Source organism: Noviherbaspirillum humi (assembly GCF_900188095.1).
Taxonomy (GTDB): domain Bacteria; phylum Pseudomonadota; class Gammaproteobacteria; order Burkholderiales; family Burkholderiaceae_D; genus Noviherbaspirillum; species Noviherbaspirillum humi.
The window spans coordinates 75132-89876 of record NZ_FZOT01000016.1 but is presented as its reverse complement, the minus strand read 5'-3'; the positions used below and the strand labels follow the sequence as shown (position 1 = coordinate 89876).

The following is a 14745-nucleotide window of genomic DNA, read 5'->3' as shown; positions in this document are numbered from 1 at the left end:
ACATTTGGTTCACGATAGTAGGAGATCGAAGTTACCCGAATGAAATTAAGGAGACTTCTAGCAGAAAAACCACAGAATTACGTTGCATTACTGGAAGTGAAAGTGGCCGACATCCAATACATCATGGATGTCACCCAAAAGGGGTAAGAAATGAAGTGGTCAATCACTAGGAAACTTGCCGGTAAGTTTTAAAACGCAGGTCTAGCAATGGTCCATGGCCGTAAGCCAATTGCGGACATCAATTCATATACAAAAATGTCGATCTCGGCGGTGCGACAACGCTAGAACTGTAAAGGCAATTAGAGATGGGCATATAAATTGCTGCATACCAGATTGGTTCTCAGATCGGTTCCAAACGAAAGGAGAACGCTTCACATCGATGCGACCGCAATTTCAATAGGTTCAATTTGAACCAACGGACCATTTCCATTATTAAGAGGTAATAATGAGTAATATAAATTCAGTCAATACTGAACATCACACCTTGTTTGAAACGGCAAGCCAAACTCCCAACATACCCGTATCTCGAGAAATAGCCACAGCGAAGCAAATAGCTTTGACTGATGACCAGAGATCAGATTTAGCTAATAACCCGCCGGAACGCGTTCAAAATGCCATAAAAGCGATCGGTGGAAAAATCGTTGATGTGACGGTTTATAAAGGTGAATTCTATTGGATATTTCAATACCCACCCTCAGTTGATCCGCATTCAAGAAAACCAGCAGCGGATACATACGGTTGCGTTGATAGAAATGGACGATTGCCAACAACCATAAAATTCAAGCAGCGTAGCGCAATCCCGCTGTTTCTTTATCTTTATGAGAAAAATCCGGGTCAATTCCTTGGTAAGCCAATAGAGCTTATTTGAAGCGAACCCTACCTATCAAAACTGAACGCTACTTATTCATCGCGCTGGACTAAATCTAAGGTGTAGTAAACGCGATCTGACCTGACAATTGCCCAGTTTGACAGGGCGATTGTCAGGTCAAGTTCAGCAATTCGATGCGGTAAATTTATCGTGTCACGCCTGCTTTCCGGCCAATAGGGTTTGCATCGGCGTGTGCCCGCAGCACATCTTGCCCTGATACGTGCGCTCGCTGTTGTAATAGACTAGTCATGCATTCAAGTCGGACTGCAACTCCTCGATGCTCCGGTAGATCTTGCGCTGGAATGCGACTTGGTAAGGTAATCCACCTAGAATTAAGGGGTTTGAGAAGTAGAGTTACGCGGCCATGGCCAGCCGCTGTTTTGGCGTTATCCCACCCAAGTTCATATTAGGGCGGTGATGAATGTAATCGATCATCCATTGAGTGGCGTACTGCTGTACTTCTTCCAAGTCTTTCCAGAGGTATTGCGATAGCCATTCGTAGCGCACGGTTCGGTTGGAGCGCTCGACATAGGCGTTCTGCTGCGGCTTGCCCGACTCGATGTGTTCCACGCAAATTGACTTCTTTGCCGCTCAGGCTTGCAGTAATCCGCTGACATTCTCCGGCCCGTTGTCACATCGAATTGCGCTCGGCTTGATGCGCATGTTTTGCTCCAATTATCGGTAGATCCGATACACCCGCTTATGATTCCAGCCAAAGCCCTTGACGTTACGCAGGTACAGAAAGCACAACCCAAAGCCCCAACTGTGATGGTTGTCTGTCAGGCGCAGCAACCAGTTGGCAATCTGGTCATTCTCGGAATCTCGCTTTGCAGCATCGTGGTAGCAGGTCTGACTGACGCTGAAAATCTCGCGCGCCAGTCGGATGAATATGGCGGTCTTTGATGCCGTTTCCCTGATCATCTATCGCCGCTGAGATGCCTGAGCTACTTTTTTCCCAATACTTCCTTCAGGATATCGGCCTTCAGCCGCTCTTCAGCATACATCTTCTTGAGCCCCGCGTTTTCCGCTTCCAACTTCTTCATGCGTGCCATGAGCGAGGCATCCATGCCGCCGTATTTCGAGCCATTTAGAGAATGTCGCTGAACTAATACCCAACTTCGGCACAACCCCGGCACCGCCATGCCGTTCTCTGCCCACTTGAGCGTGTCCATGATCTGGTTGCCGGAAAACTTCGCTATCTTCATGCAGCACCTCCCTTAACGAGAAATCCCACTTCTCATCGCCACTCTCGGCCAGAGGATTACCGCTTGCCGTTCACTCCTTCTCTAGCGGGATTGCAGGTCTCTGCAGCATCCATCAAAGGGTAACAATCCAACCTCAGGTGCGGCTCGTGCCCAACCCGCAAGATTCTTGTGTGGAGAAACCGATTCCGGGGGCAGCATGAGTCAATTCGTTACCTCATGACTTTTGCCATGTATCAAAAGCCGGTGCATGGGGGTAACGTCGGACGGTACATATTTGAGTGTTTATAGTGGCGAGACTTTCCGGACAGGGAGTAAGGCGATGGAAGCATTGGGTGCTGCAGGTGACTGGTTCAGGCAGGCACGCATTGGCGTGTGCTTGGTGTTCTTCATGTGGCTCACCGCTTGTGGAGGCGGCGGTGGAGGAAGTGCGAGCAGCGCTGCCAGTGAACCTCCGCCAGCTGCTCCGTCGCCCACCTTGACCTTGGGCATGAAGGAAGTGCGCCTATCCTGGCCTGCAGTAAGCGGAGCCACGAGCTATCAGCTGCTGGAAAGCCCGGACGGCACATCGCCATTCGTGCCGGTGGGAGAGGCATTCACCGACACCAGCGTGAAGCATTCGATCGCGCTGTACCAGCGCGTGAATGCGAGCTACAAGGTCCAGGCATGCAATGCAGGCGGTTGCACCGAGTCGGCAGTAAAAGGGCTGACCAGCTCTTTGGCCGAAGCGATTGGCTATTTCAAGGGTTCCAACAGCAAAGTAGGTAGGTTTGGAGAGTCAGCCGCTCTATCGGCTGATGGCACGACCCTAGCTGTAGGTGCATCTAGCGAATTCAGTTCGGCGATCGGTATAAATGGCGACCCAACGGGGTCGACGACAGTTTCTAGCAGCGGTGCCGTGTATGTATTTTTGAAAAATAATGGAACATGGAGCCAGCAGGCTTTCATCAAAGCTAGCAATCCAGGGGATTCCGATGCGTTTGGTAGCGCTATTGCGTTGTCTGCCGACGGCAACACGCTCGCAGTTGGCGCAAATAAAGAAGATAGCGTGGCCACAGGCATCAATGGTAACCAGGCAGATAACAGTGCTTCTGATAGTGGTGCGGTCTATGTTTTCAGTCGTCAGAATGGAAATTGGATCCAACAGGCGTATGTAAAGGCTTCGAACACTCCAATGGGTGCGGACCAACTCTTCGGCAATTCAGTAGCTTTGTCGTCCGATGGAGATATCCTCGCTGTCGGCGCTCCAAGAGAATCCAGTCTGGCCACCGGCGTCAATGGTAATCAAAACAATTCCGGCGCCACATTCAGCGGCGCCGTCTATGTCTTCGTTCGTTCTGGTAGCGCTTGGAGCCAGCAAGCCTATATCAAGGCGTCCAACACCCAGGCGAGTGATAGCTTTGGCTATTCAGTCGCACTTTCATCGGATGGCAGTACCTTGGCTGTTGGCGCCAACGGGGAAGATAGCTCTTCAACCGGTATCAATGGAGACCAGGCCAACAATGGTGCTTCCGACAGCGGCGCAGTTTATGTTTTTGTTCGAGCCGGCAGTGCCTGGAGTCAGCAAGCCTATTTGAAAGCATCGAATACGAGCGCCGATGCCCGCTTTGGCGACTCTGTGGCGCTCTCCGCTGACGGCAGCACCTTGGCGGTTGGCGCCAGTCTGGAAAACAGCTCGGCCACCGGCATCAATGGCGACTCCTCCAACAACACTTCGACCTACAGTGGTGCGGTGTACGTCTTCACTCGCAGTGGCGGCGTCTGGAGCCAGCAGGCTTACATCAAAGCCTCTAACACAGGAGCAGGCGACGAATTTGGTGCGTCCATCTCGCTTTCTTCTGACGGAAACACTTTGGCCGTCAGCGCTTATGGCGAGGATAGCTCGGCTACAACACTCAACGGGGAACAATCAAGCAACGCAGCAAGCGCAAGCGGCGCTGCATACGTCTTTACCCGTAGCGGCGTCAACTGGACTCAGCAGGCGTATGTAAAAGCCACCAATACCCAAGCATCTGACGCGTTCGGCTCTTCCGTGGCAATGTCAGGAGATGGCAAGACACTGGCGGTGGGTGCTGTGGGTGAAGATAGTTATTCGACTGGCATCGGCGGCGACCAGAACGATGACCAATCCAATTCGCAAAAAGGTGCAGTGTATCTGTACTGATTTAGTGCTTTGTCGTTGAAGTGCGGCTGATATCAACATTTAAACTACTATGCCATGAACCGAAGAAAACGCTATGCAGGAAGATGAAGTCCTAATTCAACCTGAGATAACCGAATTCGCTTCCGGTCCTCTCGAAGAGGTGACCAATGTGCCAGGCTGGGTGAAGGCACTCGTCGGCGGCGGTTTTGTGTTGTTCGCGATTCAGATGCCCAGTTTTAAAACATCCTTAGCGGATGCCGTAGAGAAAAACCGGGCGGTCAAGGCGTTCCATGGCGAGGATTATGACCGGGCGGCGACGCTATTCAAAGGTCTTCATGCGCGCTTCCCCGATGACCATGACCTAGTGAAGCGCCTCGGCTTCACCTACTATCGGACAGGCAGGTATGCCGAAGCATTGGATGCATTCAACGAGCTTGACGGCGTAAAGATGCGGAAGCGGGACATCAGGGAAATTGAAGAGGCGATTGTCGATATCGAGTCCAAGCTCAGCCATAAAACCAAATAGCGGGAGCGATCATGCTCTTCATCCCAGGCAAAGTCATCGCAGCAGCGACGTTTCCAGGTGTCGTTGTCCACGAGCTCGCTCATCAGCTGTTCTGCCGCCTTTTCAAAGTCCCCGTCTTTGAGGTGTGCTATTTCCAGTTCGGCGATCCCGCCGGCTTCGTCGTTCATGGGGAGCCGAAGAAGTGGCCCCACCATGTCCTGATCGGCGCCGGGCCGTTTTTCATCAACTCTCTCCTTGGCGCGTTCCTCTCCTTCCCTTCGGCGCTGCGCATCGTCGAATTCAATGGCGCGGCATCGGTGCTTGACATCGCTCTCATGTGGTTCGGTGTTTCGATCGCCATGCATGCCATCCCGAGCAAGAGCGACGCGAAGTCCATGTGGCAGTCAGTGTCAGGGAAAAGGGCGTCGTTTCTGGCAAAGATGATCGTTGCCCCGATTGTCGGCCTTATCTATTTGCTCGCTGCCGGTTCGGTGATCTGGCTCGACGCAATCTACGGCATTGGCGTATGCGTTCTGGTTCCGGAAATACTTGTCGCGATGCTTACCTAAGGAATTTTCATCAGAGCGTTTCTCTTCTCCATAGCAGATCGTTTGTGTCAGGGGTATGGAATGCCTTGATCTTAATTCGGCTTGATGAATGTTGAGAAAATCATCCAGATGAAGCTCAATAGCATACGAAAACGAAGACGCTACCTGCGCGTGTCTCATTTCATCTTGTCACTTGCTTTCGTTTTCCCTTTCGGTACGCTAGCAGCAAAAGAAACTGATCTCGATCAGTGGCTCGGCACCGAATTGACTGGGCGTCTCGAGCCTGATCTGCAGAAAATTGATTGGCTTTTCGGTGATGTCGTATCAGCGAGCAAAAAACCCGTCATGCCGGGCAAACTGTTCGGGGTATTTCTGTTCGTAAATTCAAACTTACTGGGACTCCAACAAGGCGTGGAAGGAGATTGCGCCACCGGAGGACGGGGTATCGTCACGATGAACGAGAGTCAGGGTGCCGATGTACTGATTGGAAGATTTGAGCGCTGTACAGCTTCCGACCGGGAGAGGTTGCGCCTGCAGCTTGATGGGACATTGAGTGCGACAAGTTATCGACGTGTGCCGACGGTTCAAGACCCGATAAGGATTCGCGCGACGCTTACCGAGTTTTCACTGCATGTGAGCGAAAGCGGCAATTCCGTCCCTGGCTTTGGATTCACTTCCCTGAGCGGCCAGCTCGTTTGCGGCCCGGAAAAGAACGAAGAGGGAAGCTGACAAGCCATGATACATGCCGATTTTGGGATGGTGAGCGCTTTTGGCTGCAAAATCCGGCTGAAGAGCCTATATACAAATACCGCACCGATATAGCGGGCATCGGTTTGGTCGAAATAGCTTTTGGCAGCGCGGCTGCGCGAGTCGTTGGCCGTGACGGGAACTTTGTCTTGCTGCGGCCCTGCAAAATCCCTGGCACATACCAGGCGCAATGGCGGTCGGGCATTCGGGTGAAAAACGTCACCAAGGGAGAATGCGTTGGAACGCCTGGTTTTGAGGCGCAGTAGGAATCGTAAGAAGCGCCGAGAGCGAAGTTCATTTGAATTGCTTCGGTAACCCAATCGACGGTTTCGCTTCATTTGAAACGCGTTGGGTGGCCGACTGGATGCCTTTACCGCTTGGTGTCTCGCCGCGCAAATATCATTTGCTTGCGATGTTACAGGTTGGAGCGGGGGCGGAACCTGTTTCGACGTCGCGCGAATCTACCGCACGATTTAATGCGAAGCCTTTAGCGACTCCACCTGGATGCGTCGGTAATCTCCGGTAGTGAAATCCAGATACTTTTTCAAAGACACTCTGCCTGCATGACCTTGGCCATATGTTAAGAGTTGGCGCCTATCTATATCCTCGTAAATCTGGCCCTCAGCCGAGCGTGTTTCGGCTCGCCGAAATTCTTCTGGCATAAGGAGTTAAAGATGATCAGGTTGAGCAGTCAAAATATATGGTACGGGCGAGTACGCTTCTGGCTGTGTGCACTCACGATGGCGGTGCTGACCGCTTGCGGCGGTGGCGGAGGAGGGAGCTCAAACTCCGTTGAAAGTGCTTCTCCTCCTGCAGCGGCGCCGGTGCCTACCTTAACACTGGGCCTCAAAGAAGTGCATCTTGCATGGCCGACCGTCAGTGGCGCTACGAGTTACCAACTCCTTGAAAGCCCGGACGGTACGTCTCAGTTTATGCCGGTGGGCGGGGCTATTGCTGAAACAAGCGTAAGCCATTCGATCGCGCTATACCAGCGTATCAATGCGAAATACAAGGTGCAAGCATGCAATTCGGGCGGATGCACCGATTCAGCCGTGCTTGCCCTGGGCGGTTCACTTGCGGAAGGCGTAGGCTACTTCAAGGCATCCAACTCAAGAGCACATGCGATGTTCGGTTATTCCGTGGCGTTGTCAGCTGACGGCACGACGCTAGCGGTCGGGGCAATCGATGAGAGCAGTGCTGCTACTGGTATCAATGGGGACCAAACCAATACTGCTGCGCCTAATAGCGGCGCGGTTTATGTGTTTACCAAAACAAACGGTTCCTGGATCCAGCAAGCTTATCTTAAGGCTTCAAACACGGGCGCCTACGACCAATTCGGGTTTCCCATTGCCTTGTCTGCCGATGGCAATACTTTGGCCGTTGGGGCCTTTTTTGAAGCCAGTGCAGCCACTGGAATAAACGGTGACGAAAGCAGCAATAGTGCCACCGTTAGCGGAGCGGTGTATGTTTTCACCCGAACTGGCGGCACTTGGAGCCAGCAGGCCTACATCAAGGCTTCCAACAGCGAAGCGAACGATGGATTCGGATCGTCCGTCGCGCTTTCGGCCGATGGAAGCACCATGGCAGTTGGCGCAAGTCGGGAAGATGGTGGCACGAATGGGATCAATGGTGATCAAAGCAATAACAGTGCAAGCGGTAGTGGTGCCGTGTACGTTTTTACCCGAACTGGCGGCACTTGGAGTCAACATGCTTACATCAAGGCTTCCAACGGTGAAGCAAATGATGGATTCGGATCGTCCGTCGCGCTTTCGGCCGATGGAAACATCATGGCGGTAGGCGCGACCGGGGAAGACAGCAGCGCCACAGGAGTCAACAGTGATCAAACCAGCAACGGTGAAAGCAGCAGCGGCGCGGTCTATATCTTCACCCGAACTGGCAGCACCTGGAGTCAACAATCTTACATAAAGGCTTCAAATACAGAAACGATGGATAAATTCGGATATTCCCTCGCCCTTTCTGATGACGGGGCCACATTGGCAGTGTCTGCAAGACAGGAGGATAGCGCTGCCACCGGGATCAACGGTGATGAGTTCGATAATAGTGCTAGTGATAGCGGCGCGGTGTATGTTTTCATTCGAACCGGCAGTATCTGGAGCCAGCAAGCGTATATCAAGCCCTCCAACACGCGAACCCAATGGGATTTTGGTTATGCCATTTCCTTGTCAGCCGATGGCAATACATTGGCCGTGAGTGCCGATCGGGAAGGCAGTTCAGCGAGTGCATTGAACGGCGCTCAGGACGACAATTCGTTGACTTCGAGTGGCGCTGTGTATGTCTTTGTCCGAGATGGCGCCATCTGGACACAGCAGGCCTATGTGAAGGCGACCAATCCGGGCCCGTCGAATTATTTTGGTCAATCAGTAGCGCTTTCGGGCGACGGGAAAACATTGGCGGTGGGGGCTTACACTGAAAATAGCGATGCCACCGGCATCGGCGGCGCCCAAAACAATAACAATGCCACGCATAGCGGCGCTGTATACCTTTACTAGATTGCAGCGTGTTCTTCTTTGCTTCCTGCTCCATATGACGCGGGAAGTCAACTTTTCCGAGGCTCTCCGTCTTTGTTGGAGAGCCTCTTTTCCTATTGCTGGAAAGTTGAATATCAAGCAGCGCGAGCAATTTACGTTGAGCTTTCTCGAACGGTGGTGCAAAGCTTTCAGTATCGTCAATCCACCTTGATGTTCCCCGCCTTCACCACCTTCTCCCACTTCACCATCTGCTGATCAAGGAACGCGGCGGTTTCCTGCGGCGTCTTGGCGGCGACTTCACCGCCTAAAGCAGCGATGCGATCGCGGACATCCTTGGCGTTGAGCACCTTGGTCAGCTCTGCGGAAAGCTTGTTCACGATCTCGACTGGCGTGCCGGCCGGCGCGAACAGCACATTCCACTCGTAGACCTCATAGCCGGGCACGCCGGACTCCGACACCGTCGGCAGGTTGGGCATGGCTTGCGCGCGCTTGGCGCCGGTAGCGGCCAGGGGCTTGAGCTTGCCGCCCTTGATGTGACCCATGCTGGAGGCCATGTTGGCGAAGAACACCGGCACCTGGCCAGCCATCACGTCGGTCATCGCCGGGCCGCCGCCCTTGTAGGGAACGTGCTGCATGTCGATGCCGGCCTGCTGCTTGAACAGTTCGGCCGCCAGGTGCTGGGCGGAGCCGTTGCCGGACGAGGCATAGTTGATCTCGCCCGGCTTGGCCTTGGCCATGGCCACCAGCTCCTTCACCGAGTTGGCAGGGAAGGAGGGATGAACCACCAGCACGTTGGGGAACAGCGCCAGCAGCGAAATCGGGGCGAAGGCCTTGCGCGGGTTGTAGGGCAGCTTCGGAAACAGCGCCGGGTTCACCGCATAGGAGGAAGCATCCACCATCAGGGTGTAGCCGTCGGCCGGCGCTTGCAGCACGCTCTGGGCGCCGATCTGGCCGCTGGCCCCGGGCTTGTTCTCGACGACGAAGGTCTGGCCCAGCGAGGCGGTGAGCTTTTCCGCGATGAGGCGCGCCATGACGTCGGCGCCGCCGCCGGGCGGATAGGTGACCACGATGCGCACCGGCTTGGCCGGGTAGGACTGGGCCGACGCGCCGAGGCTGAGGGCGGCCAGCAGGGTGGCGCCGGCGGCGCGGATGAACATGCTCCTCATCGGATTTCCTTTATTTGATCTCGACGTTGTAATAAAACTTTGCCGCATCGCCCTGGGTGATGCGGAATTCGACCGGTTCTCCGGTCAGGCTGAAAGCGGTGCGCTCGATCACGGCCACCGGCGCGCCTTTCGCCATGCCCATCAGCGCCGCGTCGTCCCGGCCGAGGGTGGCGAAGCGTATGGTCTCGCTGGCGCGGGCGATGACCACCCCGCAGCGGCTGCGGTAGAACGGGTACAGCAGGTCAGGCATGTCCTTCGGCTGCAGCTTCAGCAGTTCGCGGAAGGGCGGATAGGGCAGCCAGATACGCTCCAGCAGGCCCGAGCCTTCGGGCAGTTCGCGTGAGCGAAGAATGAAAATGCCGCGCCGCGCGCGGCCCAGCGACAGCCGCTCCGCTACCCTGTCATCCAGCGTGGCTTCCTGCAGGGCGTGGATCACGGTATGCGGCACCACCGGACTGGCGTCGTCTGCATCCCGGCGGAAACGGAAGAAGCGGAACATCGACGCCTGCTGCAGCTCGCCGCGCACGAAGGTGCCCTTGCCATGCAGACGCTCGATCAGGCCGTCGTCCACCATCAGCTCGATCGCCTTGCGCATGGTGCCGAGCGCCACTTCATATTCCTTTGCCAGCTCGGTTTCCGCCGGCAACGCCGCGCCGGGCGCCCACTCGCCGGCGAAGATGCGGCGGCGCAGGTGTTCCCGGATCTGCTCATAGCGCGGCAGGCGTGGATCGGCTGCGGCTTGCATGGTTCTCAATGGTTCATCCCGTGAAGTTTTGCTTTTCGGTCTTATTGAGGTTTAGTCCTCTATAGGACTATAATAGCCGCCGGATCAGTTCGAGGTCAACCGCTGTCATGCCCATTGTCGACACCCACGCCCATGTTTTCCTGAGCAATCTTGCCATGGTCGATGGTGCCCGCTACCGCCCGGATTACGATGCCCGCCTGGAAGAATGGATGGCTGCCTGGTCAGGCGCCGGCGTAACGCATGGCGTCCTGGTGCAGCCGAGCTTCCTGGGCACCGACAACAGCTACATGCTGGCGCAGATGCGGCTGCATTCGCAGCGCCTGCGCGGGGTGATCGTGGTCGATGCCGGTGTGCCCGAGGCGCTGCTGGCGCAGGCCCATGCCGCCGGTGTGCGCGGCATCCGCCTGAACCTGATCGGTGTGCAGTCGTTCTCGCCCTACGCTCAGCCGGCGTGGCAGGGATTGTTCTTCCGGCTGCACGAAATGGGCTGGCACCTGGAAGTGCAGTGCCTGGGCGAGCACTGGCCGCGGCTGCTGGCATCGCTGGGTTCATTGCCGCTGGCGCTGGTGGTCGACCATTTCGGCCTGCCGGACCCCGGTGCCGCCGAGGTCTGTCCCGGTGCCAGAGCCATCGTCGCTGCGGCGGATCGGCGTGCGGTCTACGTCAAGCTCTCGGCGTCGTACCGCTTGCGCGGCGCAGATGCGGCACGCTATGCACGTTACTACCTCGCTCATCTCGGCGCCGAGCGGCTGCTGTGGGGCAGCGACTGGCCCTGGACCAACCATGAGGCGGGAAGGAATTATCCGGCCTGCCTCGAAACGCTGCGACAGCACCTGCCGGAGGCGTCGCCGTCTCAGGTCGACGCCATGCTGCACGAGGCGCCATTCCGGCTGTATGGCTTCGAAGGTTGAAGCCCCGTTTCAAGCTTTCACGCGGCATGCGGTCCAGCTTTGCTCGCATGCGGCATCGCCGCCGGAGTCTGTCCGGCAACATCACAACGCAACACGAATGGAAAGCCCATGAATCACGCTAACTTTACCCGCCGCCGTTTCCTCACCGCTGCCGGTGCCGCCGCCCTGGCCGGACATCCGTTGGCTTCGTTCGCCGACGCCGCCTGGCCGAGCCGCCCGCTGCGCCTGGTGGTGCCGTTCGCTCCCGGCGGCAGCTCCGAAATCGTGGCCCGCTCGGTGGCCGCCGAGCTGGCCAAGACCATCGGCCAGAACGTCTACGTCGAAAACAAGCCCGGCGGCGCTGGCAACATCGCCATGCAGGAAGTGGCCAACAGCACGGACGAACACACTTTCATCCTCGGCCATACCGGCACGCTGGCGGTGAACCCCTTCATCTTCCCGAAGCTGTCGTATGACGCCAACCGCGACTTCGTGCCGGTCACGCTGCTGTCGAAGGTGCCCAGCCTGTACGTGGTGCATCCGGACCTGCCGGTGAAGAACATCAAGGATTGGGTGGCGTATGCAAAGAGCAAGCCGGGCCAGCTCAACTACGGCTCGGCCGGCAATGGCAGCTCGGGCCACCTTGCCTTCGAATACCTGAAGATGGTCAGCGGCACCTTCGTGCTGCACGTGCCTTACCGCGGCACCGGCCCGATGCTCACCGACCTGATGGCCGGCCGGCTGCAGGCGGCGGCAGTGGGCGCGCCTGCCATTCTGCAGTTCATCAAGACCGGCAAGCTGCGCTGCATCGGGACCGGCACCCTGCAGCGCTTGCCGCAGTTGCCCGACGTGCCGACCGTGGCGGAGCAGGGCTTCCCCGGTTTCGAGATGACCCAGTGGTACGGCCTGCTGGCGCCGAGCAAGTGGAACAAGGCCCACGTGGCCAAGCTGGAAGCCGACGCCATCAAGGCGGTGAAGTCGCCGGCGGTGACGGAGCGCCTCGCAGCCGATACAGCGATCCCGGTGGGGAACAGCGCATCGGACTTCGACAAGTTCATCAAGATGGAACAGGCGCGGTGGAAGCCGGTGATCGCGCGCGCGCAGATCAAGCCGGAAGGCGCGTAACGGGATTCGCGACGCCGTTCAGTCTTGCAAGCCTGTCCGTGGGGGCGCAGCAGGGGTTTCGCACCGCATGCGGTGCGCCTGCGAAGCCGGGTGCGCTTGCGAGCGCACCCGTGGGTGAGGTCGCGCCAAAAAGGAAGCTCCCTCCCCTTTCAAGGGGGAGGTTAGGAGGGGGATGGGTTTCTTCCGCACTAAAGGGAAATTCATTAATTGCAAAGAGGTCCCATCTTCGGCTACGAAGGCGCGGTCGCGGCAACCTAGAGTGAAGTCGCGGATGGGTTTCTGATGCGTGTGAAGAACGCCCATTGAATGCAGAAGAAACCCATCCCCCTCCCGGCCTCCCCCTTGAAGGGGGAGGAGTGTCCTTTACTGCGCGACCTCACCGCACGGGTGCGCTTGCAAGCGCACCCGGCTCCGCAGGCGCGACGCATGCGTCGCGAATTCCCTGCTGCACCCCACGGGCAGGCTTGCAAGCCTGCCCGGCTTCGCGAGCGCAGAGCAGTGCTCTGCGAAACCCTCGCTACGCCCCACTGAAAGCAAACTGAAAGCATCACACCGACTGAAAGCGCTACCATCGACCCCGGTCGAATCCTGTTCTCCCGGACGAGTTCGATTCAGAAGAGACCCGTGCACCGCCCAAGTCGCGAACCAGCTCCGATGACGGCTGGTGAACCTGTTGGTGCCGCACAGACAAGAACCATTGAACACGAATGCCCGCCATGTCAAAGACCGTCATCGAAGGCACCGCATCCCTCGACAAGGCGCTCGATATCCTGGATGCCATTTCCGCCGCCCCGGGCGGCGTGAGCCAGGTGGAGCTGTCGGAGCGGCTGTGCCTGCCGCGCACCACGCTGCACCGGATGATGTCGGCGCTGATGGCGCGCGGCATGATCCGGCGCGACTCCCAGCGCCGTGTCTACGAGCTCGGCTTTCGCTGCTTCGAGCTGGGGCGACAGACCTATGACGTCTCCGATCTCGCCCGCGCGGCCGGCGCCGAACTGCGGGCGCTGCGCGACCTCACCGGGGAAAGCGCCTATCTCGCGGTGCTCAAGGGCGCCGAGGTGCTGGCCCTGGAACGCTGCGACGGCGCTCACCGCGACGTGGTTCATTTTCCGCTTGGCGAGCGCAAGCCCCTGCATTGCACCAGTCAGGGAAAGGCGATCCTGGCGGCGATGAATGCGTCGGCGCGGGACGCGCTGCTGCGCAAGCTGTCCCTGCAGGCGCTCACCGCCCGCACCACCACCGACATGCGCCGGCTGCGCGCCGAACTGGACCTCACACGCTGCCGCGGCTACGCCATCGACGACGAGGAAAGCGTCGGCGGCATCCGCTGCGTCGGTGCGCCCATCATCGACAGCGCCGGGCAGGTTCGCGGCGCCATCAGCATTTCCGGGCCGGCCTATCGTCTGCCGCGCGAGCGCCTCGGTCTGCTCGGGCCGGAGCTGGCGGAAGCCGCGGGCCGCATCGGCGCGCAGCTGACCGCTACGCGGGTCCTGCCGGCGGAAACGCCGCAGGCGCTCGACGGGGAGCAGGCCGCGCATGGCGCCTTCCCGCACTGGTGCGGCCGGCGCCGCACGCTGTACTGGGCCGACGCGCTGAAGCCGGCCGTCCGCTGCCGCGACGAGGACGGCGAGCGCGAACTCGCCACGCTGCCGGCGTCCATCCTCGGACTGGTGCCGCATGGCGCCGGCTTGCTGGCGTTGACCGCCGAAGGCTGCTGGCAGATCGATCCCGCCAGCGGCGCCTTGCATGCCGTGGCGACGGCGACCGCGTTGCCGCACAGCCTGTGCGCCGGCGACGCCGGGCTGCTGTGGGCCGCGCGCCGGGAGGAGAGCGGCCGCTGGACCATCGGCAAATGGGTGCCGGAGTCCGGGCTGCACCCGCAATGGCGTCCCGGCGAAGCCATCGGCGCCTTGTGCTGGGACGCGCGCCAGGGACTGTTGTATGCGGCCGCACCGGACAGCGGCGCCATCCTGGTCATGCGGCCGGGCGAAACGGTGGTGCGCAGGCTGACCAGCATTCCACGCGCCTCCGGGATCATCGCCGGCATTGCGGTGGATCCCGAGGGCGGCGTGTGGACCGCCATGCGCGATGGCTGGAGCGTGCTGCGCATCGCGCCGGACGGCAATATCGACAGGGTGGCCGGCCTCAGCGTGCCCCAGCCGACCGACCTCGCCTTCGGCGGCGATGACCTCGACACGCTCTACATCACCACAGCCCGCCACGGCCTGGGCGCCGATGTGCTGGCCAGCGCCATCCACTCTGGCAGCCTGTTCCGGCTTGCGCCCTCCGGCGATGCCGGCGACCCAGCCTGACCGGG

11 protein-coding genes and 2 pseudogenes are annotated in these 14745 nt (G+C 58.3%); 9 read left to right on the top strand and 4 right to left on the bottom strand.

Annotation, left to right across the window (positions count from 1 at the left end; all coding sequences use genetic code 11):
• Window positions 1-445: 445 nt before the first annotated feature.
• Complete coding sequence (locus CHB88_RS24780; RefSeq protein ID WP_143131370.1) at window positions 446-868, top strand: hypothetical protein; 423 nt, start codon at window positions 446-448, stop codon at window positions 866-868.
• A 153-nt stretch (window positions 869-1021) separates the two neighbouring features.
• Here the strand turns inward: CHB88_RS24780 and CHB88_RS25710 are convergent.
• A pseudogene (locus CHB88_RS25710) lies at window positions 1022-1183 on the bottom strand (IS481 family transposase); the annotation flags it as partial.
• A 39-nt stretch (window positions 1184-1222) separates the two neighbouring features.
• Window positions 1223-2073 (bottom strand): annotated as a pseudogene (locus CHB88_RS19220) (integrase core domain-containing protein).
• Between the two features lie 487 nt (window positions 2074-2560).
• Between CHB88_RS19220 and CHB88_RS19215 the strand changes: the two are divergent.
• The 5 genes from CHB88_RS19215 to CHB88_RS19195 all read left to right on the top strand — a co-directional run bounded on the left by CHB88_RS19215 (window position 2561) and on the right by CHB88_RS19195 (window position 8523).
• Complete coding sequence (locus CHB88_RS19215; protein ID WP_245845080.1) at window positions 2561-4234, top strand: FG-GAP repeat protein; 1674 nt, start codon at window positions 2561-2563, stop codon at window positions 4232-4234.
• Window positions 4235-4307: 73 nt separating this feature from the next.
• Complete coding sequence (locus tag CHB88_RS19210) at window positions 4308-4739, top strand: tetratricopeptide repeat protein (RefSeq protein ID WP_089400956.1); 432 nt, start codon at window positions 4308-4310, stop codon at window positions 4737-4739.
• Between the two features lie 11 nt (window positions 4740-4750).
• Entirely contained in the window at window positions 4751-5287 is a 537-nt protein-coding gene (locus CHB88_RS19205; protein WP_089400955.1) for a metalloprotease family protein, read from the top strand.
• A 108-nt stretch (window positions 5288-5395) separates the two neighbouring features.
• On the top strand, window positions 5396-5995 hold the full coding sequence (locus CHB88_RS19200) for a hypothetical protein (protein ID WP_143131369.1): 600 nt from the start codon (window positions 5396-5398) through the stop codon (window positions 5993-5995).
• A gap of 692 nt (window positions 5996-6687) precedes the next feature.
• A complete protein-coding gene (locus tag CHB88_RS19195) occupies window positions 6688-8523 on the top strand; it encodes an FG-GAP repeat protein (RefSeq protein ID WP_245845078.1) in 1836 nt (611 codons plus the stop codon).
• Window positions 8524-8699: 176 nt separating this feature from the next.
• Here CHB88_RS19195 and CHB88_RS19190 read toward each other — a convergent pair whose 3' ends face one another.
• Together CHB88_RS19190 and CHB88_RS19185 are read right to left on the bottom strand one after the other, a co-directional pair.
• Complete coding sequence (locus CHB88_RS19190; RefSeq protein ID WP_089400953.1) at window positions 8700-9668, bottom strand: tripartite tricarboxylate transporter substrate binding protein; 969 nt, start codon at window positions 9666-9668, stop codon at window positions 8700-8702.
• Window positions 9669-9678: 10 nt separating this feature from the next.
• The gene (locus tag CHB88_RS19185; protein ID WP_089400952.1) at window positions 9679-10413 is read right to left on the bottom strand and encodes a GntR family transcriptional regulator; all 735 of its coding nucleotides are present in this window, start codon (window positions 10411-10413) and stop codon (window positions 9679-9681) included.
• Between the two features lie 107 nt (window positions 10414-10520).
• On the opposite strand from CHB88_RS19185, the gene CHB88_RS19180 reads away from it, so the two are divergent.
• The 3 genes from CHB88_RS19180 (at window position 10521) to CHB88_RS19170 (ending at window position 14740) form a co-directional block, all read left to right on the top strand.
• The gene (locus CHB88_RS19180) at window positions 10521-11324 is read left to right on the top strand and encodes an amidohydrolase family protein (RefSeq protein ID WP_089400951.1); all 804 of its coding nucleotides are present in this window, start codon (window positions 10521-10523) and stop codon (window positions 11322-11324) included.
• A gap of 108 nt (window positions 11325-11432) precedes the next feature.
• Window positions 11433-12428, top strand: a complete 996-nt coding sequence (locus tag CHB88_RS19175) for a Bug family tripartite tricarboxylate transporter substrate binding protein (RefSeq protein WP_089400950.1) — start codon at window positions 11433-11435, stop codon at window positions 12426-12428.
• A 716-nt stretch (window positions 12429-13144) separates the two neighbouring features.
• Window positions 13145-14740 carry an IclR family transcriptional regulator domain-containing protein gene (locus tag CHB88_RS19170; protein ID WP_089401000.1) on the top strand — a complete coding sequence of 532 codons (1596 nt, stop codon included), beginning with the start codon at window positions 13145-13147 and terminating at the stop codon, window positions 14738-14740.
• Window positions 14741-14745: the final 5 nt, after the last annotated feature.

What these genes read in the sequence shown, in the direction of transcription:
- CHB88_RS19215 (WP_245845080.1), top strand. Translation starts at nt 2,561, where the DNA reads ATGAAGGAAGTGCGCCTATCCTGGCCTGCAGTAAGCGGAGCCACGAGC.
- CHB88_RS19210 (WP_089400956.1), top strand. Translation starts at nt 4,308, where the DNA reads ATGCAGGAAGATGAAGTCCTAATTCAACCTGAGATAACCGAATTCGCT.
- CHB88_RS19195 (WP_245845078.1), top strand. Translation starts at nt 6,688, where the DNA reads ATGATCAGGTTGAGCAGTCAAAATATATGGTACGGGCGAGTACGCTTC.
- CHB88_RS19180 (WP_089400951.1), top strand. Translation starts at nt 10,521, where the DNA reads ATGCCCATTGTCGACACCCACGCCCATGTTTTCCTGAGCAATCTTGCC.
- CHB88_RS19205 (WP_089400955.1), top strand. Translation starts at nt 4,751, where the DNA reads ATGCTCTTCATCCCAGGCAAAGTCATCGCAGCAGCGACGTTTCCAGGT.
- CHB88_RS19170 (WP_089401000.1), top strand. Translation starts at nt 13,145, where the DNA reads ATGTCAAAGACCGTCATCGAAGGCACCGCATCCCTCGACAAGGCGCTC.
- CHB88_RS19185 (WP_089400952.1), bottom strand. Translation starts at nt 10,413, where the DNA reads ATGCAAGCCGCAGCCGATCCACGCCTGCCGCGCTATGAGCAGATCCGG.
- CHB88_RS19175 (WP_089400950.1), top strand. Translation starts at nt 11,433, where the DNA reads ATGAATCACGCTAACTTTACCCGCCGCCGTTTCCTCACCGCTGCCGGT.
- CHB88_RS24780 (WP_143131370.1), top strand. Translation starts at nt 446, where the DNA reads ATGAGTAATATAAATTCAGTCAATACTGAACATCACACCTTGTTTGAA.
- CHB88_RS19200 (WP_143131369.1), top strand. Translation starts at nt 5,396, where the DNA reads ATGAAGCTCAATAGCATACGAAAACGAAGACGCTACCTGCGCGTGTCT.
- CHB88_RS19190 (WP_089400953.1), bottom strand. Translation starts at nt 9,668, where the DNA reads ATGAGGAGCATGTTCATCCGCGCCGCCGGCGCCACCCTGCTGGCCGCC.